This is a genomic window from Vibrio sp. 1CM24A (assembly GCF_023161725.1).
GTDB lineage: Bacteria > Pseudomonadota > Gammaproteobacteria > Enterobacterales > Vibrionaceae > Vibrio > Vibrio coralliirubri.
Genome location: NZ_JALNTS010000002.1, coordinates 488514 through 513123, shown reverse-complemented (window position 1 = coordinate 513123; position 24610 = coordinate 488514). Strand labels below are relative to the sequence as shown.

Below are 24610 nucleotides of genomic sequence, written 5' to 3'. Positions count from 1 at the left end.
GGGTAGATATAGGTTTTAGAACCAGATTCTTAACATTTGGCATTTTTGGTTTGAATCAGCTTTAAGGTTTAGGGCATCATGGGTTAATTTCTGTGGTGGCAGCCAGCTATTTAAGCTGACGTAATGCTCTAGGAGGCAAATTTGCTCGATTTGTTTAACAAAGTGGTTCTAATTAACCTCTCTGCTGTACTTGTGGTTATAGCTCTAGCCCAGTTTGTTCCCTTCTTCGCGACTACTCAGTTGATCGACTTCTTGTTCTTTGTTGTCATCGTTATATGGGTTTTAGCGAAACTAATGTGGGAAGGCGGCATCCATAGTAAGACAACTCGGTTAGATGATCCGAGTACAGATAAGGTCTACAAAATGGTAGAAGGGCATGATTTCGAAAAAGAGCAACACGAGCACTATCGAATGAACTATCAGACAGGTTTGGTTTTCTTTATAGCTGGTCTACCTGCATTTATTACTTGTCTAGTTCTTCAATTTCTTTGAGTACGAACATAATAGTAATTTTAATAAGATTCTCAACACTTGGCATTTTTACTGTGCGTTGCGCTTAGTGTTTAAGGAGGTATTACGTTGCTCACCACATAAGCGGGCATCATACCCCTGTAATTCTTCCTGAATGAAAGTAACTACCCATATCGAGTCTTAATAGTTTGTTTAGGTTCACGGTGCCTTTCTTAACCATTTGCTAGAGTGGCATTTCAATGAGCATGGAGGTTTTATAATGGGTACTGTAATCGGTTTGGTGATTCTAGTTGCGATAGATTGGTATCTTGTTCGTAAAACAGGGCTTCATATTCATAATTGGATTTCTAAAAAGTATGCCGCGTATCTGTCGGAGAAGGGAAACAAAAAATAGCCTCTCTTATTAAGTCAACGGTATAAACAGCTTTATCCGCTATTTATTTACACACATTGCAAAGATTGGAGGATTCATGAAAGGTAAAGGAAAGTGCCTATGTGGCTCGGTTGAGTTGGAAGTAGAATACGCCAGCAATGAATTGGGGGCTTGTCATTGTAGTATGTGTAGATGCAAAGATTGGAGGATTCATGAAAGGTAAAGGAAAGTGCCTATGTGGCTCGGTTGAGTTGGAAGTAGAATACGCCAGCAATGAATTGGGGGCTTGTCATTGTAGTATGTGTAGAAATTGGTCTGGCGGTCCGATGTTAGTCATTGATTGCGCTGACTCCGTCAAAATATCAGGTGAATCAAATGTAGTGAGATATAAGTCATCAGATTGGGCAGAGAGGGGGTTCTGCGGTAAATGTGGCACTCACTTGTTTTACTTTTTGGTGCCAAATAATCAGTATCACCTTCCTGTCGGTTTATTGATGTCTGGAGATGATTACAAGTTAACTCATCAGATATTCATCGATGAAAAGCCCGAATACTACGAATTTAAAAATGAAACGCACAATATGACTGGCGCAGAAGTATTTGCCCACTTTGAAAGTGGAGAGTAATCACTGGGTTTACGGTGCGACGGTTTAGTTTTGGTGGTTCGTCGTTGCTGAGCGTGAACTTATTTTCGTTGGGCAATGTGCGATTCGTGATCAGATAAAAAGAGAACTATGAAAATAACGACGCTGGTTGATAACTCTCGACTGGATAACAGGACAGACTTAGCTGTTGAGCGCGGGCTATCACTGCATATTGAAACCGAGAAGCTAAAGATCTTGTTCGATATGGGAAGTGGCGATACGTTTTGTCAAAACGCACCGTTACTGGGTATTGATATCAAAGATGTAGACCTCGCCGTTATATCACACAGACATCATGATCATTGTAATGGCACCGCTGATTTTGTTGCTCATAACTCTAAAGCCAAAGTGTTTCTGAAAAATTGCGAACAGAAAAGCTATCACTTCCGGGCTTTTGGTTTCAAAAGTGATGTCGGGATCAATAAGGATTTATTAGAAAACAGCAATGAGCGGTTAGTCTTCGTCAATCGTACGACCGAGATCGCTCCCAATGTCTTTGTTATTACTGATATTAGCGCGAAACACGAACAACCTAAGGGCAATAAATACCTATATACACAGTCGAAGAATCAACGAGAGCGTGACTTATTTGATCATGAATTACTGTTAGTGATTAAAGAGCCGGACGGTTTAGTTATATTTACCGGTTGTGCGCATAGTGGCGTTCTCAATATGGTTGATACAGCCGTTACTTTGTTCCCAGGAGAGAGAATAAAAGCCGTTGTCGGGGGCTTCCATCTAGTAGGGTTACCATTGTTTAATAGTATTGGTGGCACAAAGCAAGACATTAGAGAGCTTGGATTGACGTTGTCTCAATACCCCATCGATAAACTTTATACAGGGCACTGCACAGGCAAGAAAGCTTATAGCCTGTTGAAAGAAGTATTAGGCGAGCGTCTGGAAGCAATGCCGACAGGTAGGCGTATTAATGTGTAGCGTAACTTGTTTTCTTCTCCAATACTATCAATCAGTAGTTTGAGTGTTTATACATCTCCTTGGCATATTTGATATGTTATTCGTTGCTATAATTGATTTGTATCCGAGGCTAGGACATGAATCATGAAAAAGTCAGAAGCAATGCAGCGAGCGAGAAGTATCTATGGTATTGACTTTCAAAATCGTAATACTCATTTTTCCAAGATTAACAAGGCTCTACCTGTTTGGTGGTTAGAGGTTTCATTGGACAAAATTGATGATAATCGGGTTAAGCAAATCTATTTTTTACTTGAAGATGGTGTGAATCTACATTTGCTCGATATTCCGACTGATTACTTACGTCAGCATAAGTCTGGTTTCTACATACGGCATGATAAGAATCACATGTGTTTCAAAATAGACATATCATCTTACCAAGAGCTTATGGGCTCTAAAAGAGAGTTAATGAAGCGCTTTAAAGTATAGTCGTCGCAAAGTATTTAAACACTCGGTGTTTTTGGTCTATTAGACCGCTATATGTTAAGAGGCATCGAGTGATGCTACGTTAACCCTTATAAGTCAGAGATTAGGACGTTTTATGATCAAAGGTCAGGTAATAGAGTGGAATGACTCTAAGGGTTACGGTTTCATTTCTTCTGTTGGTGGTGAATTGAAGGTGTTTTTCCATATTTCATCTGTCACAAATCGCGGTTACCGCCCTAAAGTACAAGACAGTGTTACCTTTGAAGTAACGGAAGATAATGAAGGGCGTCTAAAAGCTGAAAGTGTGATAGTTCAAGGTGCTAATGGCTTTCCTTTCACGGTCTTGTTCGGGTTTAGTTTTTTGGTAGCAGCGACCGCATCGGTCATAGTGTTCAATGGTGAGAAACTGCTGATCCCTTTATATATTGTATTGAGCATCTTTACGTATTTTATGTTCGCTTGGGATAAGCAAGCTGCACTGAGCGGGGATTGGAGAACGTCAGAGAAAACACTTCATATGCTTTCTCTCTTAGGTGGTTGGCCTGGCGCGCTACTAGCTCAATTTCAGCTACGACATAAATCAAGAAAGCAGCCTTTCAAATTCATACTTTGGGTTGCGATTTTATTAAATGTCTGCGGATTTCTTTGGTTGTTTACGGAACAAGGTAGGAATTTAGCGCTGGGAGTGCTTAACCTCTTTTAGTCATAATTTGTAGTTAGCTAACGGACCAAGGTTAATTGAGTCATCTTACTTTATAGATATTCTCGGACCTTCCAGCTTTAGAGCCGAGATACTTTAAAAATGCGAGTATCTGAAACGACTGAAACTCGCGCTATGTCTATCCTTTTTTATCCTATAGAGCTTGAACTTAGACGCTCTAGTGTGAATCGGTTTCATGTTTGTCTAATTATATTTTTCACGACGCAACACACGTTCCGTGAAACAAGGAGTTTTAAGTGAATCAGGAAGTAAGAGTAGGTGTCGCTGCGGTTATTCTACGTGAAGGGCGAGTGTTACTTGGAGAACGAATTGGTTCTCACGGCGCTCATACGTGGGCAACGCCGGGCGGACACCTTGAATGGGGTGAGAGCATTGAAGAGTGTGCCAAACGTGAAACACTTGAAGAGACTGGCCTTGTTGTTAGTGGATTTGAGAAGCTTTCTTTTACCAATGATATTTTTGAGAAAGAGAACAAGCACTATATAACGCTGTTTGTTGTTGCTTCTGACGTTAGCGGCGAACCACAGGTGACAGAGCCTGATAAATGTAAGCAATGGAAATGGTTTAAGCTAGATGAGTTACCTGAGCCATTGTTTCTTCCTCTGACGAATCTGTTGAGCGATCCAGCCATCCTTGCGAAGCTAGCGCAGTAATGCAAATTGTTAGTTCGTTGCTATGCGAATACAGGGAATACTCAAATGGAATTAAAGTGTCACTGTGGAAACGTGAGTTTAGAACTGAGTTCGCTTCCAGATGAAGTCGGGGAGTGTAATTGTTCTATCTGCCGTCGTTATGCTGCCGCTTGGGCGTATTTTTCTCCAGAGCAAGTTCAGATCAACTTGAGCGAGAAAACTGAGTTTTATTGCTGGGGCGATAAAGAAGTAGAATTTCATCGTTGTAAGTCATGTGGATGTTTAACGCACTATGTAACGACAGAGAAATGCTCCGCAGATATTTTGGCCGTGAACATGAGAATGGCCGAAAATGAAGTGCTTGCAAGTATCCCAGTGCGTAAGATCAATGGTGCAGCGTACTAAGTCAACTAACAAGATACTTTGACCACGCCTAGCAGTATTGAAACGGTAGGTTTGGTGGTACCAAAGGAGTGTTCTATGTTCAAGTGTCCTAATTGTGGGGCGTCGGTTTCTATTAAAGAGAAATCGAAGTTGCACCCTTCCAAGCACATGCCATGTAAACAATGCGCTCAAGTATTGAAGCCCTTTACTGCTTATTACTATTCACTCTTCTTTGTTGCCCCTTTTACGGTTTCGACTTCAATGAATTATGCTGGGTTTAGCACTTTAGGTACCATTGTGCTTAGTTTTGTATTGGTTTACGTGTTGTTAGTGTGTCAGCCAATAAAGAAAGTCTCGCATAGCCCTCTAGAATAAAAAGAAGATTCTTAACCTTTGGTACTTTGGAGCTAAGTCTGAGTTTATGCATCAAGATTTATGGTTTTAGGTTGGTGTCTTGTTTCCCATGACATAATACGGCGTAAGTTTTTATAGAAGGGGGCTTTATGAGTGATTCGATTTTTAGAAAAGACGGCACTGCCCAAGGTGTGGCAAAACAGCGTTATATCGAAACCTTGGCTAAACCTGATCAGCGCGTGATTAACGACCCTTATGCAAAACGGTTTGTTTTAGGCGCAAGTCTGATCAAACTCATGGGGCATAAGCTTAGCGTTTGGATAACTCAAAAGTTTGCCCCTGGTTTTCATGAGCACCTAATCTCTCGCACCCGATTCATGGATGATCTTGTCGAAAAGAATGCAGCGAGTGGTGCAGAGCAATACATCATATTAGGGGCTGGGTATGACTTGAGAGCTCATCGCCTTGAGCTACCATCTTCGTTGAAGGTTTTTGAAGTGGACCAGCCCGAAGTCCAAACTAGAAAACGCTCTAAACTGCCTAAAGATTTGCCTAACGCGAGCAATGTTACCTATGTCGGTGTCGATTTTAATCGCCAGTCACTCACAGAACAGCTCTTGGCGGCGGGGGTCGATCAATCGAAGCGCACGATCATTACCCTAGAAGGTGTTTCGCAATACATAAGCAAAGACGCGACAGCCTCGACCATTAAAGAGTTGTCTAAGCTTACGAAACATTCTGGTTCTACTTTCTTTATATCGTATGTCGATGAATCGCTAAAAAATGATCCTGAAGCTTGTTTTGGTAAAGGGTATCCCAAGGCGACGAAGCGAGCGGAAACCATTAAAAACTTATCCGCAAAGGTAGGTGAACCTTGGGTATCGTTCTTCAACGCTGAAGAGATCGAAACATTGTTGTCTGAAAATGGTTTTGCATTAACACAATATGAAGAGGCGTTTCGCCCACTTGGGTATAAAGTCGCCTTTGGAGAAAAGGGAAAGTTCTGGGCTTTTGATTTAGGAAAAGGCTTTTTATTTGAGATATGCAGTTCGAATGTAGAGGGGCCTTTAACGAGTTTCCACATTGCCTTTCGGGTCGCCAACCAACAACAAGTCCATGAGTTTTATGATGCTGCGCTGTTGGCCGGAGCTAAAGACAATGGTGCTCCAGGGCCCCGTCCACATTACACCGAAAATTATTACGCATGTTTTATTCATGACCCAGACGGACATAATATTGAAGCTGTTTTTGATAAGTGGGCATCCTGAACAGTTTTTCCATATTTCTAAGTGCACGTGCAAAGGATAAATCATGACGTTACGAGTAGTTCCGGAGCTTTATTGTTTCGATATTAATGTGAGCAAATCCTTCTTTGTCGATGTGTTAGGGTTTGAAGTGAAATACGAGCGCCCAGATGAGGAGTTTGCTTATCTAACGCTTGATGGTGTTGATGTGATGCTTGAAGGGATTGCGGGCAAAAGTCGAAAATGGCTTTCAGGTGATCTGGCGTTACCTTTAGGGCGTGGCGTAAACTTTCAATGGGATGTTATCGACATCGAACCTCTTTATCAGAAAGTAAATGAAAGCGCCGCTGATTCTATTTACTTAGCGTTAGAGTCGAAGTCTTATCAATGTGGTGATTCGATTGCGACTCAGAAGCAGTTCATCGTTCAAACTCCTGACGGTTATCTCTTTAGGTTCTGCCAAGATATTCATTAAATCATGACCTTGTGGTTTGATACCAAATACTGGTCTTTGCTCGGCATTATTGGATGGACTAAACGTATTAACTGAGTACTAAGGTTGCATTGCTCACGCCCCAGTAATGCGTTATACAAATACTGTGATTAGGAATGAATGAGGATATGTAGTGAGCCATTTACCAGACGAAAGCCAAAAACGATTCATAGCGGTTTTAAGCAAAAAGATGGATTTAGGAAGAACATTGAACGTGCTAGGGCACTTGAGCGTTGGCCTCTCTAATCAATTAGAAAGTGACGAGACTTGCTACGTTGACTATGAAGACTTGGATGGCAATGCCCACCCTAATTTATCTCATTATCCTTTCATCGTGCTGAAAGCAGACAACTCAAATAAGCTTAGAAAAGTGCGTGAAGAAGCCTTCAGCCGTGGTATTAAATTTACCGATTTTACAAGCTCAATGATCGAAGGTGGTTCTGTTGAGCAGCAGCAACGAACCAAAGAAATCAAAGAAGAAGACCTTGAGTATCTTGGTGTATGCCTGTTTGGTGACACGGAGATTCTACGTGAGTTTACAAAGAAGTTTAGCTTGTATAAGTAACTCACTTTAGTGGTTTAGCTATCTGCTAGTAAGTGCATCGAACATGTTACATAAGCCGTTAATCCAGAGATAGGAAGTCAATGGAATACCAATTAGATATCGAACCCTCCGATGAAAACATTAATGAAGTCCGAGGCGGGTTAATCAAACACAACACACCGTTTCTGGAAGGGGTCCCCAAGTCTCAAGTTGCGTACTACGCGATGGAGGAAGGCAACAAAGTCGGTGGCATTATTGCTGATCTTTGGGGAAACTGGTTACTGATTAAGTTCCTCTGGGTCGACGATTCGATGAGAGGAAAGCAAGTCGGCAGTGATCTACTTGAACGTATTGAAGAGTATGCACAGTCTCAAGGTTGTACGTCGTCCTTGGTCGATACATTAAGTTTCCAAGCCAAACCTTTCTATGAGAAACGAGGGTATGAATGCCAGATGGTGTTAGAAAATTACCCTGTAGATTCCTCGCTATCGTTTCTCACTAAATCGCTCGTCAAAAAGTAGCGTATTAAGCGCCCGTTTATACAAGGAGAGTAAAGTGGTCAACATTCGGGAAATGGCAATTTCAGACTACGACTCAGTGATCGCATTGTGGTGCCAGACAGAAGGCATGAGTATTCGCGATGCCGATTCGAAAGAAAGCATTGGGAGCTATTTAGATCGTAACCCCGGTCTGAGTTTTGTGGCTGAAACTAACAACGAGATCATTGGCGCTGTGTTGGTCGGAACGGATGGACGTCGTGGGTATTTACAACATTTAGCTGTCTCGGCCAACTTTAGAGGGCAAAAGTTAGGTTGTAAGCTTGTCGCAGAGGCGGTCAACGCACTTGCAGGGTTAGGCATCCCGAAGACCCACTTGTTTGTCTATAACGACAACATCAACGCTCAACAGTTTTACGAAAAATTGGGCTGGTTTCCTCGAGATGAAGTTCGAATGTACTCGTTTAATAGCTCGGATAATAGTAACGTTTAGCCTTATAAGTTCGCGCTGGCTGAACTTGAATTTGTAACAGACTCGCGCGCGTCTTCCCAATATCAAAACAATCCTTGGAGTATTTAGAAATGTTGTTTTCTAGTCTGTCTAAACCATCGGTTAATGGCTCCGAGTTATGTTCTGAACTGCTCAATTTCTTAACCGAGCATAAGAGTGATTTCGAAGAAAAGTTAATCCCTGATCTGTCATACATCGATGATATGGCACATGTGGTGAACGGCATTAACATCAAAGACGTTCTACACATCAGTAGCAATCAATACAGACTTCAATATTCGTTTGATTGGGAGTTGTTTCTAGGTTGTTCAGATAGGAACGAAACCGGTGTAGAGAATGGAAGTGTTCTATTCACTCTTGAGGACGATAACGTTCTTAATATCAACTTCCCAAACTACGGTTCTCGAGACACTAGCGATGAGCTCTAGTCGGTTTTTCGTGCGTGTTATACAGAAGGAACAACAATGATAACTATCGAAAGGCTTGAAGAATCACATGTGGCGTTAGTTCAGGCCATCCAACTCGCCGATGAACAGGTTAAGTTCGCTGGCACAGCTGCGGAGTTTTTATTAGACGGCAGTGAAACGACGCACTTGCACGTGATTCAGTCTGATAACGAAGTTGTGGGTTTCTTTAAGCTGGATATCGCTTACGCAGATTCTTATGAGTTTTGCCCAGAAGGAAGCATTGGCTTAAGAGCTTTTGTGCTTGATAAAAACCAGCAAGGAAAAGGTTTAGGAACTGGCACGGTCAACGCTTTGTTTCCATATTTAAAAGCGAATTACTCAGCGTATCAGTCGATTTACTTAACTGTGAATTGCAAAAATCCCGCAGCATTTAACTGTTATCAGAAAGGCGGCTTCGAAGATACCAATCAACAGTATTTAGGTGGCGCAGCAGGGCCGCAATTTATCATGCGCGGTCGAATTGCTTAGTAATATGGAACCGATTAATTGTTGATGAGAAACATCTGCACAACTGTATGCAGATTGAGAGTCTTAAAGAGCACGAGAAGGAAATTTGATGAAGGTTCAATATCTTGAAGTGGTTACCCCAGAAGTCGATGTTGTTTGTGCAACATACGCTCAGCTCTACAACGTGAAGTTCAGTGGTGCAGATGTAAACCTTGGTGGGGCGCGCACTGCAAAGCTATCTAATGGTGGGGTAATTGGCATTCGAGCGCCGCTTCGTGAAACTGAAGAACCAACTGTTCGTCATTACACACTGGTTGATGATATTCAGTCTGCAGTAAATGCCGCCGAGAAACTTGGCGCCGAAGTCGCAGTACCGCCAATTGAGTTACCACGTCACGGCATGTGTGCCATTGTTATTCAAGGTGGCGTCGAACTCGGATTCTGGGAATTATAGGTGATGCGTAGCTTTTAGATTGTGAAGGACGAGATACTACGATTTATGATGCGACACCTAGTGTCTTTCCCTGCTTCATGGCATCATTCCACGCAGCTAAAACCCCAACAAGGTATGTTATGAAACAGAATATTGTCCACATTGCACTCGTGGTAAAAGACTACGATGAAGCGCTTGATTTCTATGTAAACAAGCTTAAGTTTGATCTCATCGAAGACACGTATCTACCAGAAGAAGATAAACGCTGGGTTGTTGTTGCTCCACCAAATTCAACCGGTGTGAGCCTGTTGCTTGCTAGAGCTTCCAAGCCAGAGCAACTTGACTTCATCGGCAACCAAGCTGGCGGACGCGTATTCCTATTCTTAAACACCGATGATTTCTGGCGTGATTACGAACGAATGACGTCTTTGGGCATTAACTTTGTCCGAGAGCCTAAAGAGCAAGGCTACGGTACCGTTGCTGTGTTTGAAGATCTTTACGGTAACTTGTGGGATCTGCTTCAGTTAAACCCTGAACACCCTATGGCTAACAGGTAGGTAAGCTTAGTCAACAACCCTAATTCTAGTCATACGGATTGGCAGGAGCGACATGGAAGTCACAAGGTACCACCCCAAGTATTTAACCGCTTTACAGGCGATCTATCTAGAATCAAGACAGAACACCTTTCATTGGGCTGATGCCGACGCTTTTAAGTTATCCGATTTCGATTTAGATACAGAAGGTGAGCAAATATGGGTGGCTGTTTCTGGCGACAAGGTTTTAGGTTTTTCCTCTGTTTGGGAACCTGAAAGCTTCATCCATCACCTCTATATTTGCCCGCGAGCGCTACGTTCTGGGGCTGGTTCTGCTTTACTCAATACTTGCAAACAACATTACTCTGAACTGACATTGAAGTGTTTGACTGCTAATGAAAACGCCATTGGCTTTTATCAGTCGCAAGGCTTTGTTATCTCATCCACAGAGGGAAAGGGATTAGAGCGTTATCACTTAATGACGTACCAAGCTTGGTAATAACAAGCTTAGTAATAACAATCATGGCAATCACGAGCGCTGCAATTACCACAAGGGTCATCAAGTCGGGAGTTTAAACCGAGAATATGGAAATAAAACAGCTGTCAGCGACGGAGGTACTTCCGGTTAGGCATCAAGTGCTTTGGCCTGATAAATCGATGTCGTTTTGTATGGTGCCAGATGACGAACACGCAACGCATTACGGCGCGTTTATTGGTGAGCAGTTGGTTTGTGTCGCGTCTATCTATATCCAAGGCAATGAAGCGAGGCTGAGAAAGTTTGCCACGCTGCCTGAATTCCAAGGGCAGGGAATCGGTTCAAACGTGATTGATCATGCAATCTCTAACCTCAAAGATTTAAACATCCAATATTTTTGGTGCGATGCGCGTACAACGGCTTTAGGTTTTTATCAAAAGTTTGGGATGGCTGTAGAAGGCCCTGAATTTGAAAAATCGGGTGTTGCGTATTACAAAATGTCGGTTCATTGGGAGTAACGCTTCTCTGTCGCTAGGTTAACCCTCCGCACCGCTAAATCATCAACTTAAGTTAAGGAAGCTCATCGTGGAAGAAATCAAAGGCATTCTGCAATTCATGGTCGAAATTGAACAATTAAAGGATGTTCATCGACAGACAAAACCGGTTGGATTGGATCGATATGAAAACTCGGCCGAGCACAGTTGGCATGTCTGTTTGAGCGCACTTATGTTGAAAGACTATGCCAATGAAGAAATCGATATTACCCGAGTGATGAAGATGTTGCTGATTCATGACCTTGGGGAAATCGATGCAGGAGACACTATCATTTATGCCAGTGAAACCGAAGAAAACAAGCTCAAAGAGAGAAACTGCGTTGAGCGGTTGCTGAAATCATTGCCGAGTCATTTAAGAACCGAGTATTTGGAGTTATGGCTTGAGTTCGAAGCGGGTGAGTCACCGGAAGCTCGATTTGGTAAGGCGATCGATAGAGTGCCGCCTTTGCTTCATAACATCCATGGTGGTGGTCATAGCTGGAAGAAGCACAACATATCCAAAGACAAAGTACTGAGCTTCAATGGCGAGCGTATTTCTAAAGGCAGTCGTGCTCTATGGAAAGAGCTAGAAGTGCAACTTGAAGGTGCTGCGGACAAAGGGTTATTAAAGTAAAAGTTAACTATCTTGCCAAGGAATGACAAAGAAGTTTAAACCTAACAACGTTTAAATTAAACTCGGGAATTCATAGTGTTACTTCAGCGTAGCAAGCCCATTGTTAAAGGAATAAGAACAACATGAAAACCACTGCTTTAGCTTTATTGCTGCTTAGTGTTTCTGGTAGTGCATTTGCAACCAATACCAATATTGAAGCGATCGATTACGAAGTGTCGGTCACTGTCGAGGATTCTGAATCAAAACTCAACTTCCCAACCTTTAAGTTTGACTCTTTCGGACAGGAAGTCTCATCTCAAACTGAAGAATGCATTTATTCGGGTGTTCTTTCTAAGCATGAAGCTGACGCTATTCTATTAGAGGCCAAAATGTCATGCGATTATGAAAACGGTGAGTCTAGTAGTGAGATGCCTGTTTTTATTCTTGATAAAGAGGGGGGAGAAGCAAGTATCGAGCTTGGAGAAGATGAAGCAAACCTGTGGAAATACACGGTTCTAATTAAAGCGCTTAACTAAACTTCAAACGATACACGGTTACTCTTTTTGTTCTGCTATTGAACACCGCAATGCAAATTAAAGTAGATGCATGACACATGGTATTATCTTGTGTCTCATTTCTTTCTAATAAAACTCTAATGGACAACAATAAGTTCGAGAACCGAGTGATAAGTTGTTAGTATGCATCAACTTTATAAATGTTAGTTGGCTTATATAAATGCTTGATAATAAGTATATTAAACACCCTTATCACTGTGAACAGTGCAACGCACTTACCCCGCACCTTGCTGTTAACGCTTCCGATGCTCAATCTAAAGCGGACGCTGAATCTGAAAAGAAACAATGGAAACTAGGCGTGTTGATGGAGTACCTGATGACGTTATTGTTTAAAGGTGACAATAACGTTCCCGGTTTTTATGTCGACAGTGATTACGAATACCATTGTGAAAAATGCGGGACTAAGTCGTGGCATTAATTGGGTATGAAAATTTGATTCAACCTTAATTTTTGAGCTCTAATCCCGAAATCAACTCGCTTAAAGAACTCGTTCGCTTTAATAGTTAGTGAGTTTCAATCAGGCGTATTATTCCTATTTTGTTATGGAGGACAAACGAGTGATATACCCAAAAGCTTTAAATATCGGTGACAAAATCGGATTTTTCTCACCGTCATCGCCCGCAACTGTCTTTGCACCCAATCGATTTGATCGTGCTAAACGTTATTTGGAAAAGCAGGGCTTCATTCTCGTTGAAGGTTCGTTAACTGGAGAGTCAGAAGGGTATCGTTCTGGTTCCATTCAAGCACGAGCTGAAGAACTCAATCAGCTCATTCGAGATCCTGACGTGCGCTGCATTATGTCGACCATTGGTGGTAACAACAGTAACTCACTGTTGCCATACATCGATTATGATGCCCTTAGAAACGACCCTAAGATCATCGTCGGCTATTCAGATGCCACAGCATTACTGTTAGGCATCTACGCCAAAACTGGATTGGTGACTTTCTATGGCCCGGCACTCGTCGCGTCATTTGGTGAGTTCCCGCCGTTAGTCGACGAAACCTTCCAATCGTTTTCTGACATCTTATGTTCGGATTCAAGCCAACATCAGTACACGATGCCTGCGAGTTGGACGGACATTAAACACGACTGGGAAACTCAAGACTCTGCAAAGCCAGTTTACGATAATGAATGGGGCTTCATGGGAAGTGGTCAAGTAAGCGGTCGCGTGATTGGCGGCAATCTGAGTACCATGGCGGGGATTTGGGGCAGCGAATACATGCCAGAAATTCAGTCTGGCGACATCTTGCTTATCGAAGATTCACTAAAAGGCATCGAAGCCGTCGAGCGCTCATTCGCGCACTTATTGGCTTGCGGAGTGTTCGATAGAGTAGGCGCTATTGTACTCGGCAAACATGAGCTGTTTGATGATAAAGGGACAGGGCGAACACCCCTCGATGTACTTCTTGAAGTGCTGAACAGTAAAAATGTCCCGATCCTGTATGGTTTCGACAGTTGCCACACTCACCCTATGCTAGTCACTCCACTAGGTGTGCAAGGTACCATCGATTTTGATGACCAGACATTCAAGCTTCAAAACCAATGGTTAGCGTCGAATTAGCCTAAACTGATGATAATAAGACGCATTAGAAAAGTGATCCTCTCTGCAAACTGAGAATGGAAACGCGTCTATACTGACATGGGTTACGTCACTGATTTAAGAAGTGGCGCTATGAATGTAAGTTTGATTAGGCTAAATCTCAGAGGTGACGATGAAAAAATTACTACCACTATGCGCCATTTTACTCTCGGCATCATTTTCAGCTGCGGCTTCGGATGGTTTGATTAAATACCAAAGTAATTACTCAGTGAAAGAGACCGCTGACCGCTTTGAAGAAATCGCCAAAAGCAAAGGTTTGACCTTGTTTGCGAGAATCGACCATCAGAAAAATGCGAGTAAGGTCGATCTTGAATTGAGACCAACGGAAGTCATCATCTTTGGTAACCCAAAAGTAGGGACACCATTAATGCAATGCGCTCAAGATGTCGCGATAGATTTACCGCAGAAGGTGTTAGTCACTGAGGATTCTAATAAAGAAGTATGGCTATCTTACAACGATCCTAATTACTTGGTAGAGCGTCACGCAATCAATGGCTGTGACGAAGTGGTTAAGAAGATATCGGGTGTACTAAGCAAGCTTTCAGAAGCAACAGTGGCGAAAGCTGAATAACCGAGCCAATAAGCACTCATTTAGACCATTAATGGGTGCGACTTTACGATGATATAGCTTCCCAATCAACGTTTGGCTGCATTGACAACTAAGCAACAATATATAAAAGTAGTGTTATGAAACTGAATTTAGCGTCATCTAACCAACGAATTATCATCATTCCATAGGAATGGTGGGATTGTTGATGCGCTTTGTTTATCGAACCCACCCATAAGGTGGGTTTTTTGTCGCTGTCTTATGGGTTTTATCTGAATAGAGGAAGTCATATGAAAAAGATCGCGGTTTTTGGCAAGCCTGGGAGTGGAAAATCCACAATCAGCAAGGCGTTAGCACTAGCTACAGGGATAGAGCTTCACCAGTTAGATTCTATTGTTTATAAGGCCAACGGAGAGTTTGTTGAACGTGAAGTATTTGAGGAGGCTCATGAGAGCATACTTAAGTCAGAAAGCTGGATCATCGATGGTTTTGGTCCTCTAGGCTCATTCAACACACGTTTAGAAGCTGCAGATACTTTGGTTTATATCGACCTTCCTTATCCAATTAGCTACTGGTTTGTTACCAAGCGAATGCTCAAAGGGTTGTTCGTTAAACCTGAAGGCTGGCCTGATGGAAGTTCAGTTATAAAAGGCACGATACAAAGTTATAAGACACTAAAACTGTGTCCTAAATTTTGGAATGACGACTTTAAAGCGCAGTTAGAATTGCGCGCTAAAGAGAAAGAGGTTTACATCATCAGAAGCGTGACTGAATTGAATAACTTTGTTCATCAACACGTCACTTAACAGTTGAGAGCTTACTTTTCTTTAAGCGCTCTTACTTACTCATAACTTCATGAAAATATTTAGATTTAACTCTACGTGTGGCATATTCGCCATATGTTTAGTTTGTGCTTTGAGTTAAGGCGATAGATATTATGTATGGAAGTGAGAAGACGAGAGCGTTCTGTAGTAACTGTAAGGAACTGACACTGCACAAGTACACTATGTTCAGTAACCAAGCCGAAAAAGCGCCACAACATGAAAAGAAGCCAGGGTTGCTTGGAATGATTTTATCGTCGCTAGCTTCAAGTGGCGGAAACGGTGACTATAAATGTACAAAGTGTGGAACCAATTTACGTACACCGGACAACCTTGATTAGCCTTTAACCTACTTAATACTTCAACATTCTTCTTCTTTAATTATCCGTTTTCATTTGATAATAAGTCAAATTGTACCGTGTTTTTCATTGAATGAACTTCCAGTAGCCTATGTGAATAGTTAATTATTGGGCATTCAAATGACACAATATCAGTTCCAACAAGGGCCTATTCGTCCACCTTCAGAAGCGGACAGCTTATTGATTCGCACTACCCAGGGTTGTCCTTGGAACAAATGTAAATTCTGTACGCTGTTTGAGGGGATGGAGTTTGCAATTCGTCCCGTTGAAGAGATTAAGAAAGACATTTGGGCTGCGAAAGCATTCTATAAGAACCGTAAATTTGAGACCTGTTTTCTGCAAGACGGTGATTCATTCACTATGGATACCGAAGACTTGCTGGATGTGTTGAATACACTCAAACAAGCCTTCCCAGAGTTAAAGCAGATCAGCTCTTATGGACGAGCGCAAAGCATGACTAAGAAGTCGCCTGAAGAGATGAAAGCCATCTGTGATGCAGGACTCAACATGCTTTATTGCGGTATGGAGTCGGGTTCTATTGATGTTCTGAAATTGATGAAAAAAGGCATTACGCCGAAGTCTATTTTGAAATCGACTGAGTACGCGAAGCAAGCGGGTATGAAGATGATGACCTTCATTATCCTTGGCTTGGGTGGTAAAGAATATTCGGCGCAGCATGTTGAAGAAACGGCGGCCTTACTTAACCAAATCAACCCAGATGAAATACGCATTCTGTCGCTTGCTGTGAAGCCTGGAACTGAATTGGATGAACTGGTGCAGAATGGAGAGTTCACGCCACTTAGCGAACGTGAAATGCTTGAAGAACAATATCAATTGATCAGTAAACTAAACAACGTGGCGGGCAACTATGGTAACTATCACGGTATTAATTTGTTGATGGAACTGAACGGGCAGTTGCCACAGGATAAAGCGAAGTTCTTAGCGACAATAGATCGTTTCAATATGATGAGTGAGAATGACCAGAATAACTTTATCTTGGGACGTCGCATTCATTACTACTCGGCATTGAAAGACATGGATAACCAACTTATGTACGATTCTGTACAAAGAGAGCTTAATCGCATTCAAAAGCAAAATGCCGATGAACTCGACAATGTATTTTACCAACTCCGTCAACGTATGATCTAGCAGCAAGGACTAATAACATGAATAACCTCGTTAACTGGCAAATCAGAAATGAAAATCCAGAACATTGGTCTTTGGGAAACGGCGTGCTGACGATGCAAGTGCAAGAAGGTAATATCTTTGGTGCGGGTTCAACTGATGTTGATAATATCTTCGTTCATCCAGTATCTAGCTCGGATTACAGCACAGAAGTGACGGTTCAATTAGATCCAAACCGTTCATTTGAACAAGCCGGCTTAGGTATTTACTGGGATAATGACAACTACATTAAAGTGAGCAAAGAGATGTTCATGGGCGAGCGTTCATTGGTGTTCGTTGTAAAACAAAATGGTCAGCCACAGATCAAGGAACGTTTGTTATTTAGTGAATCTAGTGTGTCGGTAAAGCTCGTCAAGCAAGGCGGTAAAGTCAGCGCTCATTTCCGTCCGTTAGAAAAACAACAATGGCAGGAAGTGATCACGTTTGATTCGTTAGTAGGCAGTGAACAGGGTGTGATGCTTTATACGTTCAGTGGCAGTAAGGCGACGCCTAATTTCGCCAAGTTTAGTGGCTTTAGTTTGTCTGACGCTTAATTGTTTGTCTTACGCTGAATAAGCTTCCTTAGCGTATAAAAAAACGGACCGATATTGCTACCGGCCCGTTTTTAAATTCTTCAGTTCAAAGCGCTTATGCGCAACACTTCTTGTATTTCTTACCGCTACCGCAAGAACATGGGTCGTTACGGTTAGGGGTCTTTTCAAACGTCATCGTTTTTGGCTTGTTCAGTAGAGTATCAAGCTCGATGGTGTTCTCTTCTTTGTCTGCGTCGACTGTAACAGTAACGAAGATAGTATTTTCAGCAGCTAGTGCTTCAACTTCTGCTTTGCGCGCTTCAGTTTGAACCATTACAGCGATTGGAGATTCTTCAGTACCCGCTTTTACATCGCGGTTTACGTTGTAGCCAGCAAGAACGTGGTTCTGTCTTGTTTCGATACGGCCTTTGAAAAATAGTTTCGACATTGGGTACTCATTAAAAATGTTGAATGGCGCTATTTTTAACGGCGATAGCGCAATGGAGCGGGGATTATACGCATATATTGCAATTGATAAAGCAGTGATGTGAGCAAACGCAGTTTGGTTTTTGTTTGCTAGTAACGGTTTGTTCTCTAGCTTTGCTCATATTCGACAAATTTCGAAATTCAAGACAATAAGATTTCCCTCAATAGGCTTATGAATGGTAAATTCAAATTATTAATTGAAACAAAGAGATAGTGTATGAAGTTAGATGCCATCCTATGGGATTACGATGGAACCTTAGTCAATTCCGTTCCAAAGAATATCGCAATCACAAAAGACATTATCTCGTTAGTCGCGCCACACTTGTCAGGTGACAACTTACCTAAATATTTGCTCAGCGAAGCGCTTTATCATGAAGCCAACCACGGCGCTAAAAACTGGCAAGCCTTATATGTCGACTATTACGGCTTATCCCATGACGAAATGTTGATCGCTGGTGGAATGTGGGCAGAGCATCAAGAGAAAAACCAAACAGCCGTTGCCTTGTTTGAAGGAATGGAAACCGTGGTTAATCAGTTTGCTCATCTTCCTCATGGGATCTGCTCTCAAAACTCTCAATTGAATATTCGTGGCGTGCTCGACAGTTATGGCATTGGCGATTTGTTTAAATCGGTAGTGGGTTATGACGATGTCTCGAACGGCAACCAAAAACCCCATCCATTTGGTGGTGTGAAATGTGTCGAGAACATATTTGGCGTTGATCATACCAACGAGCTTTGTTTGATGTACATTGGTGACCATGAAGCGGACACACAGTTTGCTCGCAATATTGAAGCCGCACTGGGTAACAACGCAAAAGTGATTGCTGTGGCCGCAGGTTATAGCCGATCTGAGCCTGAAAATTGGCAAACCAAGCCCGATTACATTGCTAACAGTGTCGATGATCTTTTAACGATCATTAGCAAGTACGCATAACGAAGCAGACGTTTAAAAACCATCACACCTGAATGACTTTAAGGAAGAATAATGACACCAAAACAAGTGGTATTAGGATTTTGGGATGCAATGCGCAGTAACGATTTTGCAAAGGCGAGTGAATGGCTAGCCGTAGATTTTGAAGGCTATTGGCCTCAGTCGTCTGAATTGACGGTAGGGCGCGACAACTTCACGGCAGTCAATGCTGAATACCCAGCTAATGGTGTTTGGGAGTTCGCGCTCAATTCAATTGTCTGTGAAGGTGATACTGTAGTAACGGACGTTTCGGTCACTGACAGTGTGTTGAAAGGCCGAGTGATTACCTTTCACACGGTGGTTGATGGTTTTATTCAAAAGCAAACTGAGTTTTGGCCAGACCCATTCGAAGCGCCGGCGTGGCGGTCGCAGTGGGTTCAGGTTGTGTCGAGCAATTAATTTGTATCGACACGATCAGTTTGTCACGAACAACTAGGTCGTATCGAATAATCAGGTTGCACAGAATAAGTAAACATTAGGAGGTTTCATTGAACAAGGTAGTGATTGTAACCGGCGGAAGCCGAGGCATTGGCGCAGCGACGTCTAAATTGTTGGCCAGTAAAGGCTATGCTGTATGCGTTAACTTCATACACAATGAGTCGCGAGCTGAAGATCTAGTGAATGAGATTCGCGAACAAGGCGGAACTGCGATTAGCGTGCGTGCGGATGTGTCTGTTGAATCGGACGTCAAATCTTTATTTGAGATTGCTCGTAATAAGCTGGGTCCAGTGACTCACTTGGTCAATAATGCCGGGATCTTGTTTACCCAGTCACCATTGGTTGATATTGAATTGGATCGCTTTGAAAAAGTGATGAAGTCCAACGTATCAAGCTGCTTTCTGTGCAGTAAAGCCTTTATCAAACAAGCCGATGGCGCGGGTTCGATTGTGAATGTATCGTCTGCCGCTTCTCGAACAGGCGCACCGTTTGAGTATGTGGACTACGCAGCATCGAAAGGTGCGATGGATTCTCTTACTAAAGGCTTATCGCTTGAATTGGCTTCACGCAATATCCGAGTGAATGGCGTAAGGCCAGGTTGTATTTATACAGAGATGCACGCAGACGACGGAGAGCCAGATCGCGTAGACAGACTCGCTTCGCAGTTACCGTTACAACGAGGCGGCACACCAGAAGAAGTCGCGAACTCTATCGCATGGTTATTGTCAGACGAAGCTTCGTATGTCACCGGCTCGTTTATTGATATTGCGGGCGGTCGATAGGGCGTGTTTGCCTTTACACTAAGATAAACAAGTTACACTCAGATAAACCAGTTTAAACCATAAACACGCAACACAAGTACCTAACTAAAAGAACGAAACTAAGAGTACAAACATGAAAAACTATTTTGAGAGCCCGTTTGTTGGAAAGTCACTCAAAGAACAAGTGACCAACCCAAACATCATCGTGGGCGAGCACAGCTATTACTCGGGATACTACCATAACCACAGCTTTGATGACTGTGCGCGTTACCTATTACCGGATAGAACCGACATCGATAAGCTGATCATTGGCAGCTACTGCTCGATTGGTTCTGGCGCAGTCTTCATGATGGCGGGCAACCAAGGCCACCAAAATCAGTGGGTGAGTACCTTCCCGTTCTTCTATCAAGACGATGAGAAGTTTGAAGGTGCGATAGACGGCTTTGAACGCTCGGGTGATACCGTGATTGGTAACGATGTGTGGATTGGCACAGAAGCCATGATCATGAGTGGTGTTAAGGTCGGTGACGGAGCCATCATCGCAAGTCGAGCGGTTGTGACTAAAGACGTCGCGCCATACTCGATTGTTGGTTCAAACCCTGCGCGTCACATCCGTTTTCGTTTCAATGAGACTGAAATCGCTCACTTGCTAGAAATGAAATGGTGGGAGTGGAGCGAAGAACAGATCAAAGGCGCAATGTCGTTGATGTGTTCTTCAGATATCGATGGGCTTTATCAATACTGGAAAGCGCTCAAGTAATTACTGTTCCCAGTGCGCTTTGTCTCATCGGTTAAGGGCAGCTTAATGAATTAGATACCCGCACCGACTTGGAAGTAGAGTGCGGTGTCTTCTTCACTGAACGCAATATCAATCCCTGAAATCAAACCATAGCGTCTTGCGATAAGGTAACGGAAACCGACGCCGTAAGCCGCGTGTGAGTTTTGATCAAACATGTCTTTATCGCTGTCACCCGCATAGCCAATCCCCGTAAACACGGCAGTTGACCAACGTGGTGTCCACTGTTTGCTTACTTGAACTTCTGCCGCGACCGTGTGTTCACCTTGATAGCGATTACGGGCGATACCTCTGAGTTCAATGTCTGGGTAATATTGAGGAGAAAGCACGCGTTCATTGGTCGATAATGATTTGTATTGTCCTCGCAACGCTAGGTTCCACTCCTTGTTTAACTCCCAATAATTCAGCCCTTCTAAATTGAACGTTTGATAGGTGTAGTCACTGCCAATCGCATCACCAAACCAAAGGTATTCTGCGACATAGTTGTAGCCTTGCGTCGGATTCAAAAAGCTGTTCTTGCTATCGTATTCCGCAATTAGACCCAAACCGGAAGAGGTTGGTGACGTGTTGCCGATATTGTTTAAGATCTCTTGCGCTTTAGGGTGATTATTGAGTGAAAGAGTGGGTGCGAAGAATTGTTGAGAAAACCCAAGCAACCATTGGGTATCGGGCACTCTAAATTGGAGTTTCTGTATCCCGCCCATGCCTTTTAGCCCTAGCTCAACACCTTCGTTTGGATCGAGTGGCGACAAGGCGTTCGGAGAGCTTTGTCGATAAAAGGTCATGTTGATATCGCCATAACCCAAGCCACCAAGGTAGCGTATGGAATCTTCCTTCCAGCTGCGCTTGTGACCAACAAACGCCATCCAAGTGCCATTCTCTGTCGCAAAGCCGCCAACCGCAGTGATTGCAGGGGTGAGAAGTTGCGCGCCGCCATCGATGGATTTTTCGGCGAGTTGTTTACGCGTGTTTTTTTGCTCTTCAGATTCGTGCATGAAGATACCGGTGAAGCCGCCACCGTATCCTACCGCAGGCTCTGTAATGAGAATGGGAACAGGAAGAAAACCGTAGGCATTTTCTGCGAGGTATTCTCCCATATCGAGTTGGCCATCAATTTCATCGATAAAGCTGACGGCGTGTGTCGTCGTAGAAATAAGTATCAGGCTACTTAGTGCTAGGGGTTTAAAGGTCATAACATTCCGTATTATTCACTATCCATTAAATTGAGTGTAATCAATCAAATAGATAGCGCAATAGAACGGGGAGTATTAACCGAGATATCTGTTCAAAAGGCGATTGGAACAGCATTTACTATTGGATTAGCTCTACATACGTCAGAATATCCAGAGCATCTTGCTTGGTGATCACACCTTGCCACGCTGGCATGCCTTGCTCTACATCGCCCTCTAAAATGTCATCTGCTAAAGAACTTGGACTGGCAAAAAAGCTGCTCAGTTTATTGGCGATGTTAGCGGGCTTGTGTGGTAATGAAGCGGCAGTAGGCCCGTCTCCGTGACCTTTGTCGCCATGACACATCTGACAAAGCTGTCGATATTTGGTTTTGCCATTGGCGAAGTGAATCGCATCGACTTCTGAGGCAGCACTCGCATTAAACGCCATCATTGAAGCGACTAAACCCAAGAAAGCTAACACGTGTAAATGGTTGATGTTTTTCATTGTTTTGTTCTCGATTATTATTTAACAATGAAAGAATAATCAGGTGTGAGTCGAAGAAACGTGAATGAGAAAGCTTGATTAAACTGAATTCGAAAGTAGGTTTAGTTACGAACGAATATCAATGTGATTTGGGTAAATGATTGATTATATGCATATTGCATAGTATGGCGTGTCGCATTAGCGTGGTGGATGAATTGGAGGGGTATTATGATTAGTTGCAACGATTACGATTATATTGAGATTGTGTGTATGCACCGATACCCAATCAAATTAACGCTGAAGTCTGGCGAGCAGATTGAATGTGTCGGATTAGATACTCAACGCAATGATAGCCGTGAAGAGTGCATTAAGGTCAGTATTCAAGGTGTAGAACAACTTGTCGTACTCACTGATCTTTCCACACTAGAAGTCTGTGTCGACAATCCTCATTTTCAGCAGATTTCATTCAAAACGTCATAGGCTTTCAAATGAATAACACCATAGAACAATGCTATTGCACCGCGTGTAGAGAAGACACACAACATGTTGTTGTGTTGGTCAGAAAGACAAGTGCGTTTGCAGACAAACCTAACCAAAAGCGAAGCGAGTTTTGGGCAGGCATGATAAAAGGTTGGTTCCTTGGCCCGTTTATCGCGTCAATGGATGAGTTTTCTCGTCACCTTGTCTGTGAAAAGTGTGGACATAAAGAGATACAAGATTAGTCGCGTTATTTTACAAAACATTGGATTCAATACAGTTAGATCGTCAATTGGCTTAGGAATAAAACGAATGAAAGTAGAAACGATTGAAGCCGTAAAGGCGTATGGTTTTTCAGTAAGAACCACTAATACCGATGAGATGGACCCAGCAACAGCCAAGATAGGCCAATTGTGGCAGGGCTTTTTTGACCAAGCATTTCCAAAATTAACCCCGGATTCAAAAGTGTATGGTGTCTACACCAACTACAAGTCTGACTTTACGGGCGAGTTTGATGTTATTGCGTGTACGAATGCGCTTACCGATAACAATTTAGATAACCTAGTTGAAACCAATATCAAAGCAGGTAAGTACCTAACATTCTCAGCAGAAGGTGAACTGCCACAAGCGGTTATCGATTTATGGGGAGAAGTGTGGGCCTATTTCAACGATCCAGATTGCCTACATACGCGAACTTACACAACTGATTTTGAGTTTTACAAAGGCGAAACGGCCGTCGAGATTTCGATAGCGATTGAGTGATTGGATTAAAGAGGACAAAAGGCTTAACTTAGACTGTGCTGTCTAACTAAGAGATGGGTTAAGGGGTTAAGCCTTTGAATACCAGCCAATTACAAAGAAGATACAGTGTCACGTACTTACCTTGATTACTACGCTTTATCTATTCCAGAATTCCCCTAGATCATCCCAGATACCCTTAAGTCACCCAAAACTCTCTTAAGTCATCCAAAAACAGATTCTTGCTTGGTTTCATTCCACAAAGGGTATTGCTTCATTACTTGGGTGTAGAGTTTACTTTCGAGGTGCGCTCTTAACCAACGTCCTACGTTTTGATATTCAGATTTCACAAACCACTTCTTTTCGACTCGTACAAACTGGCTGACAAAAGGCATCACAGCAAAATCGGCCAAGCTTGGGCTTTCTCCAAAAAAGTAGGGCTGATCGGTAAGTCGCGCTTCTAACTGACTAATGAAGGTTTCGCAGGCTTGTCGGCGTTGTTCAACATCGATGTTTCGGTAACGAACAGATGCACGATACTTTTCTAAGTGACCAATAAATTCTTCGTCGTTGGTTTTAATGAGCTGCTGAACTTGTTCGCTAAGCTCTGGATTGCTTGAACGTAGAAGATCTTGAGGATCGTTTTGTTGAAGTGCCCAGTTCATCACATCTAAGCTCTGTTCAATGACCTGTCCATTGAGTAACACCAATACAGGAACAGTTCCTTTTGGCGAACTGGCCAATAGTTCGCTAGGCTTGTCTTTGGTAACGATTTCTCGAAGTAACACTTTTTGTTGTGATAGTGCGATGCCCATTCGTCCGCGCATTGCATAAGGGCAACGGCGCAAAGAATAAAGGACAGGTAGGTCGGATTCGTTCGTCATTATTGAGGTCATTTAGTTTGAAAAGTGTTGTACGGTG

Annotated in this window: 39 protein-coding genes and 1 pseudogene; 36 read left to right on the top strand and 4 right to left on the bottom strand. The window is 42.8% G+C overall.

The genetic code is table 11. The features are described 5' to 3' along the window. Window positions 1–141 precede the first annotated feature (141 nt). From MSG38_RS06245 to MSG38_RS06110, 29 genes and pseudogenes are all read left to right on the top strand, one after another. On the top strand, window positions 142–492 hold the full coding sequence (locus MSG38_RS06245) for a hypothetical protein (RefSeq protein ID WP_248401293.1): 351 nt from the start codon (window positions 142–144) through the stop codon (window positions 490–492). A 238-nt stretch (window positions 493–730) separates the two neighbouring features. Beyond that, a complete protein-coding gene (locus MSG38_RS23970) occupies window positions 731–865 on the top strand; it encodes a hypothetical protein (protein WP_086969968.1) in 135 nt (44 codons plus the stop codon). A gap of 76 nt (window positions 866–941) precedes the next feature. Then, window positions 942–1037: pseudogene (locus MSG38_RS06240) on the top strand (GFA family protein); the annotation flags it as partial. A gap of 19 nt (window positions 1038–1056) precedes the next feature. Then, a complete protein-coding gene (locus MSG38_RS06235; protein WP_017057358.1) occupies window positions 1057–1470 on the top strand; it encodes a GFA family protein in 414 nt (137 codons plus the stop codon). A gap of 108 nt (window positions 1471–1578) precedes the next feature. Continuing rightward, window positions 1579–2424 (top strand): MBL fold metallo-hydrolase, encoded by an 846-nt coding sequence (locus MSG38_RS06230; protein WP_050649979.1) that lies wholly within the window; start codon window positions 1579–1581, stop codon window positions 2422–2424. A gap of 123 nt (window positions 2425–2547) precedes the next feature. After that, a complete protein-coding gene (locus tag MSG38_RS06225; RefSeq protein ID WP_017078746.1) occupies window positions 2548–2889 on the top strand; it encodes a hypothetical protein in 342 nt (113 codons plus the stop codon). A 112-nt stretch (window positions 2890–3001) separates the two neighbouring features. Next, the gene (locus MSG38_RS06220) at window positions 3002–3589 is read left to right on the top strand and encodes a cold shock and DUF1294 domain-containing protein (RefSeq protein ID WP_050649978.1); all 588 of its coding nucleotides are present in this window, start codon (window positions 3002–3004) and stop codon (window positions 3587–3589) included. Window positions 3590–3843: 254 nt separating this feature from the next. Next, on the top strand, window positions 3844–4260 hold the full coding sequence (locus tag MSG38_RS06215; protein ID WP_050649977.1) for an NUDIX hydrolase: 417 nt from the start codon (window positions 3844–3846) through the stop codon (window positions 4258–4260). Between the two features lie 45 nt (window positions 4261–4305). Then, entirely contained in the window at window positions 4306–4644 is a 339-nt protein-coding gene (locus MSG38_RS06210; RefSeq protein WP_048615768.1) for an aldehyde-activating protein, read from the top strand. A 482-nt stretch (window positions 4645–5126) separates the two neighbouring features. After that, window positions 5127–6245 (top strand): SAM-dependent methyltransferase, encoded by a 1119-nt coding sequence (locus MSG38_RS06205; protein ID WP_248401292.1) that lies wholly within the window; start codon window positions 5127–5129, stop codon window positions 6243–6245. 43 nt (window positions 6246–6288) lie between these two features. After that, window positions 6289–6696, top strand: a complete 408-nt coding sequence (locus MSG38_RS06200) for a VOC family protein (protein WP_248367905.1) — start codon at window positions 6289–6291, stop codon at window positions 6694–6696. Window positions 6697–6847: 151 nt separating this feature from the next. Beyond that, window positions 6848–7279 carry a DUF2000 domain-containing protein gene (locus MSG38_RS06195; protein ID WP_248401291.1) on the top strand — a complete coding sequence of 144 codons (432 nt, stop codon included), beginning with the start codon at window positions 6848–6850 and terminating at the stop codon, window positions 7277–7279. An 80-nt stretch (window positions 7280–7359) separates the two neighbouring features. After that, entirely contained in the window at window positions 7360–7779 is a 420-nt protein-coding gene (locus tag MSG38_RS06190) for a GNAT family N-acetyltransferase (RefSeq protein WP_248401290.1), read from the top strand. Between the two features lie 34 nt (window positions 7780–7813). Beyond that, a complete protein-coding gene (locus MSG38_RS06185; RefSeq protein ID WP_086775192.1) occupies window positions 7814–8248 on the top strand; it encodes a GNAT family N-acetyltransferase in 435 nt (144 codons plus the stop codon). An 89-nt stretch (window positions 8249–8337) separates the two neighbouring features. After that, window positions 8338–8694, top strand: coding sequence for a hypothetical protein (locus MSG38_RS06180; RefSeq protein ID WP_248401289.1), 357 nt, complete (start codon window positions 8338–8340; stop codon window positions 8692–8694). 36 nt (window positions 8695–8730) lie between these two features. After that, the gene (locus MSG38_RS06175; RefSeq protein ID WP_248401288.1) at window positions 8731–9201 is read left to right on the top strand and encodes a GNAT family N-acetyltransferase; all 471 of its coding nucleotides are present in this window, start codon (window positions 8731–8733) and stop codon (window positions 9199–9201) included. Between the two features lie 88 nt (window positions 9202–9289). After that, window positions 9290–9634: a hydroxylase gene (locus MSG38_RS06170; RefSeq protein ID WP_248401287.1), complete on the top strand. Its 345-nt coding sequence runs from the start codon at window positions 9290–9292 to the stop codon at window positions 9632–9634. Between the two features lie 119 nt (window positions 9635–9753). Continuing rightward, complete coding sequence (locus tag MSG38_RS06165; protein ID WP_017061801.1) at window positions 9754–10170, top strand: VOC family protein; 417 nt, start codon at window positions 9754–9756, stop codon at window positions 10168–10170. 52 nt (window positions 10171–10222) lie between these two features. Further along, the gene (locus MSG38_RS06160) at window positions 10223–10645 is read left to right on the top strand and encodes a GNAT family N-acetyltransferase (RefSeq protein WP_102462993.1); all 423 of its coding nucleotides are present in this window, start codon (window positions 10223–10225) and stop codon (window positions 10643–10645) included. Between the two features lie 86 nt (window positions 10646–10731). Next, on the top strand, window positions 10732–11139 hold the full coding sequence (locus MSG38_RS06155) for a GNAT family N-acetyltransferase (RefSeq protein ID WP_102557571.1): 408 nt from the start codon (window positions 10732–10734) through the stop codon (window positions 11137–11139). A 67-nt stretch (window positions 11140–11206) separates the two neighbouring features. Further along, the gene (locus tag MSG38_RS06150; protein ID WP_065681847.1) at window positions 11207–11788 is read left to right on the top strand and encodes an HD domain-containing protein; all 582 of its coding nucleotides are present in this window, start codon (window positions 11207–11209) and stop codon (window positions 11786–11788) included. A gap of 122 nt (window positions 11789–11910) precedes the next feature. Continuing rightward, the gene (locus tag MSG38_RS06145; protein WP_248401286.1) at window positions 11911–12303 is read left to right on the top strand and encodes a hypothetical protein; all 393 of its coding nucleotides are present in this window, start codon (window positions 11911–11913) and stop codon (window positions 12301–12303) included. A 199-nt stretch (window positions 12304–12502) separates the two neighbouring features. Continuing rightward, window positions 12503–12760, top strand: coding sequence for a hypothetical protein (locus MSG38_RS06140; protein ID WP_248401285.1), 258 nt, complete (start codon window positions 12503–12505; stop codon window positions 12758–12760). Between the two features lie 139 nt (window positions 12761–12899). Further along, window positions 12900–13904, top strand: a complete 1005-nt coding sequence (locus MSG38_RS06135; RefSeq protein WP_248401284.1) for a S66 peptidase family protein — start codon at window positions 12900–12902, stop codon at window positions 13902–13904. 151 nt (window positions 13905–14055) lie between these two features. After that, window positions 14056–14514 (top strand): DUF302 domain-containing protein, encoded by a 459-nt coding sequence (locus MSG38_RS06130; protein WP_029222242.1) that lies wholly within the window; start codon window positions 14056–14058, stop codon window positions 14512–14514. A 266-nt stretch (window positions 14515–14780) separates the two neighbouring features. Next, complete coding sequence (locus tag MSG38_RS06125; RefSeq protein ID WP_065675518.1) at window positions 14781–15296, top strand: adenylate kinase; 516 nt, start codon at window positions 14781–14783, stop codon at window positions 15294–15296. A 131-nt stretch (window positions 15297–15427) separates the two neighbouring features. Continuing rightward, a complete protein-coding gene (locus tag MSG38_RS06120; protein WP_017061807.1) occupies window positions 15428–15652 on the top strand; it encodes a hypothetical protein in 225 nt (74 codons plus the stop codon). A gap of 138 nt (window positions 15653–15790) precedes the next feature. Further along, window positions 15791–16819: a radical SAM protein gene (locus MSG38_RS06115; protein WP_248401283.1), complete on the top strand. Its 1029-nt coding sequence runs from the start codon at window positions 15791–15793 to the stop codon at window positions 16817–16819. A gap of 17 nt (window positions 16820–16836) precedes the next feature. Beyond that, window positions 16837–17388, top strand: a complete 552-nt coding sequence (locus MSG38_RS06110) for a DUF1349 domain-containing protein (RefSeq protein WP_248401282.1) — start codon at window positions 16837–16839, stop codon at window positions 17386–17388. 94 nt (window positions 17389–17482) lie between these two features. On the opposite strand, the gene MSG38_RS06105 is transcribed toward MSG38_RS06110, so the two are convergent. Beyond that, window positions 17483–17815, bottom strand: coding sequence for a PBPRA1643 family SWIM/SEC-C metal-binding motif protein (locus MSG38_RS06105; RefSeq protein ID WP_017068336.1), 333 nt, complete (start codon window positions 17813–17815; stop codon window positions 17483–17485). 255 nt (window positions 17816–18070) lie between these two features. On the opposite strand from MSG38_RS06105, the gene MSG38_RS06100 reads away from it, so the two are divergent. The 4 genes from MSG38_RS06100 to catB all read left to right on the top strand — a co-directional run bounded on the left by MSG38_RS06100 (window position 18071) and on the right by catB (window position 20782). Continuing rightward, window positions 18071–18787 carry an HAD family hydrolase gene (locus tag MSG38_RS06100; RefSeq protein WP_248367884.1) on the top strand — a complete coding sequence of 239 codons (717 nt, stop codon included), beginning with the start codon at window positions 18071–18073 and terminating at the stop codon, window positions 18785–18787. 51 nt (window positions 18788–18838) lie between these two features. After that, on the top strand, window positions 18839–19222 hold the full coding sequence (locus MSG38_RS06095) for a nuclear transport factor 2 family protein (RefSeq protein ID WP_248401281.1): 384 nt from the start codon (window positions 18839–18841) through the stop codon (window positions 19220–19222). Window positions 19223–19311: 89 nt separating this feature from the next. Continuing rightward, entirely contained in the window at window positions 19312–20043 is a 732-nt protein-coding gene (locus MSG38_RS06090; RefSeq protein WP_248401280.1) for a glucose 1-dehydrogenase, read from the top strand. Window positions 20044–20155: 112 nt separating this feature from the next. Beyond that, on the top strand, window positions 20156–20782 hold the full coding sequence (gene catB / locus MSG38_RS06085) for a type B chloramphenicol O-acetyltransferase (protein ID WP_248401279.1): 627 nt from the start codon (window positions 20156–20158) through the stop codon (window positions 20780–20782). Between the two features lie 50 nt (window positions 20783–20832). Here the strand turns inward: catB and MSG38_RS06080 are convergent, their stop codons facing one another. Both MSG38_RS06080 and MSG38_RS06075 read right to left on the bottom strand, forming a co-directional pair. Then, a complete protein-coding gene (locus MSG38_RS06080) occupies window positions 20833–22011 on the bottom strand; it encodes a BamA/TamA family outer membrane protein (protein ID WP_248401278.1) in 1179 nt (392 codons plus the stop codon). Window positions 22012–22129: 118 nt separating this feature from the next. Then, on the bottom strand, window positions 22130–22495 hold the full coding sequence (locus MSG38_RS06075) for a cytochrome c (protein WP_248401277.1): 366 nt from the start codon (window positions 22493–22495) through the stop codon (window positions 22130–22132). A gap of 207 nt (window positions 22496–22702) precedes the next feature. Between MSG38_RS06075 and MSG38_RS06070 the strand changes: the two genes are divergently transcribed. The 3 genes from MSG38_RS06070 to MSG38_RS06060 all read left to right on the top strand — a co-directional run bounded on the left by MSG38_RS06070 (window position 22703) and on the right by MSG38_RS06060 (window position 23713). After that, window positions 22703–22954, top strand: coding sequence for a Rho-binding antiterminator (locus MSG38_RS06070; RefSeq protein ID WP_004733849.1), 252 nt, complete (start codon window positions 22703–22705; stop codon window positions 22952–22954). Between the two features lie 8 nt (window positions 22955–22962). Beyond that, window positions 22963–23196: a hypothetical protein gene (locus MSG38_RS06065; protein ID WP_004733848.1), complete on the top strand. Its 234-nt coding sequence runs from the start codon at window positions 22963–22965 to the stop codon at window positions 23194–23196. A 67-nt stretch (window positions 23197–23263) separates the two neighbouring features. Next, window positions 23264–23713, top strand: coding sequence for a GyrI-like domain-containing protein (locus tag MSG38_RS06060; RefSeq protein ID WP_248401276.1), 450 nt, complete (start codon window positions 23264–23266; stop codon window positions 23711–23713). Window positions 23714–23913: 200 nt separating this feature from the next. On the opposite strand, the gene MSG38_RS06055 is transcribed toward MSG38_RS06060, so the two are convergent. After that, window positions 23914–24573, bottom strand: a complete 660-nt coding sequence (locus tag MSG38_RS06055; RefSeq protein WP_248401275.1) for a glutathione S-transferase — start codon at window positions 24571–24573, stop codon at window positions 23914–23916. Between the last annotated feature and the right edge of the window lie 37 nt (window positions 24574–24610).

Coding starts and splice junctions, on each gene's coding strand:
- MSG38_RS06110 (WP_248401282.1), top strand. CDS start 16,837: ATGAATAACCTCGTTAACTGGCAAATCAGAAATGAAAATCCAGAACAT.
- MSG38_RS06175 (WP_248401288.1), top strand. CDS start 8,731: ATGATAACTATCGAAAGGCTTGAAGAATCACATGTGGCGTTAGTTCAG.
- MSG38_RS06200 (WP_248367905.1), top strand. CDS start 6,289: ATGACGTTACGAGTAGTTCCGGAGCTTTATTGTTTCGATATTAATGTG.
- MSG38_RS06140 (WP_248401285.1), top strand. CDS start 12,503: ATGCTTGATAATAAGTATATTAAACACCCTTATCACTGTGAACAGTGC.
- MSG38_RS06165 (WP_017061801.1), top strand. CDS start 9,754: ATGAAACAGAATATTGTCCACATTGCACTCGTGGTAAAAGACTACGAT.
- MSG38_RS06055 (WP_248401275.1), bottom strand. CDS start 24,573: ATGACGAACGAATCCGACCTACCTGTCCTTTATTCTTTGCGCCGTTGC.
- MSG38_RS06160 (WP_102462993.1), top strand. CDS start 10,223: ATGGAAGTCACAAGGTACCACCCCAAGTATTTAACCGCTTTACAGGCG.
- catB (WP_248401279.1), top strand. CDS start 20,156: ATGAAAAACTATTTTGAGAGCCCGTTTGTTGGAAAGTCACTCAAAGAA.
- MSG38_RS06065 (WP_004733848.1), top strand. CDS start 22,963: ATGAATAACACCATAGAACAATGCTATTGCACCGCGTGTAGAGAAGAC.
- MSG38_RS06075 (WP_248401277.1), bottom strand. CDS start 22,495: ATGAAAAACATCAACCATTTACACGTGTTAGCTTTCTTGGGTTTAGTC.
- MSG38_RS06100 (WP_248367884.1), top strand. CDS start 18,071: ATGAAGTTAGATGCCATCCTATGGGATTACGATGGAACCTTAGTCAAT.
- MSG38_RS06220 (WP_050649978.1), top strand. CDS start 3,002: ATGATCAAAGGTCAGGTAATAGAGTGGAATGACTCTAAGGGTTACGGT.
- MSG38_RS06115 (WP_248401283.1), top strand. CDS start 15,791: ATGACACAATATCAGTTCCAACAAGGGCCTATTCGTCCACCTTCAGAA.
- MSG38_RS06230 (WP_050649979.1), top strand. CDS start 1,579: ATGAAAATAACGACGCTGGTTGATAACTCTCGACTGGATAACAGGACA.
- MSG38_RS06190 (WP_248401290.1), top strand. CDS start 7,360: ATGGAATACCAATTAGATATCGAACCCTCCGATGAAAACATTAATGAA.
- MSG38_RS06080 (WP_248401278.1), bottom strand. CDS start 22,011: ATGACCTTTAAACCCCTAGCACTAAGTAGCCTGATACTTATTTCTACG.
- MSG38_RS06155 (WP_102557571.1), top strand. CDS start 10,732: ATGGAAATAAAACAGCTGTCAGCGACGGAGGTACTTCCGGTTAGGCAT.
- MSG38_RS06130 (WP_029222242.1), top strand. CDS start 14,056: ATGAAAAAATTACTACCACTATGCGCCATTTTACTCTCGGCATCATTT.
- MSG38_RS06105 (WP_017068336.1), bottom strand. CDS start 17,815: ATGTCGAAACTATTTTTCAAAGGCCGTATCGAAACAAGACAGAACCAC.
- MSG38_RS06205 (WP_248401292.1), top strand. CDS start 5,127: ATGAGTGATTCGATTTTTAGAAAAGACGGCACTGCCCAAGGTGTGGCA.
- MSG38_RS06210 (WP_048615768.1), top strand. CDS start 4,306: ATGGAATTAAAGTGTCACTGTGGAAACGTGAGTTTAGAACTGAGTTCG.
- MSG38_RS06095 (WP_248401281.1), top strand. CDS start 18,839: ATGACACCAAAACAAGTGGTATTAGGATTTTGGGATGCAATGCGCAGT.
- MSG38_RS06060 (WP_248401276.1), top strand. CDS start 23,264: ATGAAAGTAGAAACGATTGAAGCCGTAAAGGCGTATGGTTTTTCAGTA.
- MSG38_RS06120 (WP_017061807.1), top strand. CDS start 15,428: ATGTATGGAAGTGAGAAGACGAGAGCGTTCTGTAGTAACTGTAAGGAA.
- MSG38_RS06225 (WP_017078746.1), top strand. CDS start 2,548: ATGAAAAAGTCAGAAGCAATGCAGCGAGCGAGAAGTATCTATGGTATT.
- MSG38_RS06145 (WP_248401286.1), top strand. CDS start 11,911: ATGAAAACCACTGCTTTAGCTTTATTGCTGCTTAGTGTTTCTGGTAGT.
- MSG38_RS23970 (WP_086969968.1), top strand. CDS start 731: ATGGGTACTGTAATCGGTTTGGTGATTCTAGTTGCGATAGATTGGTAT.
- MSG38_RS06170 (WP_248401287.1), top strand. CDS start 9,290: ATGAAGGTTCAATATCTTGAAGTGGTTACCCCAGAAGTCGATGTTGTT.
- MSG38_RS06070 (WP_004733849.1), top strand. CDS start 22,703: ATGATTAGTTGCAACGATTACGATTATATTGAGATTGTGTGTATGCAC.
- MSG38_RS06125 (WP_065675518.1), top strand. CDS start 14,781: ATGAAAAAGATCGCGGTTTTTGGCAAGCCTGGGAGTGGAAAATCCACA.
- MSG38_RS06180 (WP_248401289.1), top strand. CDS start 8,338: ATGTTGTTTTCTAGTCTGTCTAAACCATCGGTTAATGGCTCCGAGTTA.
- MSG38_RS06235 (WP_017057358.1), top strand. CDS start 1,057: ATGAAAGGTAAAGGAAAGTGCCTATGTGGCTCGGTTGAGTTGGAAGTA.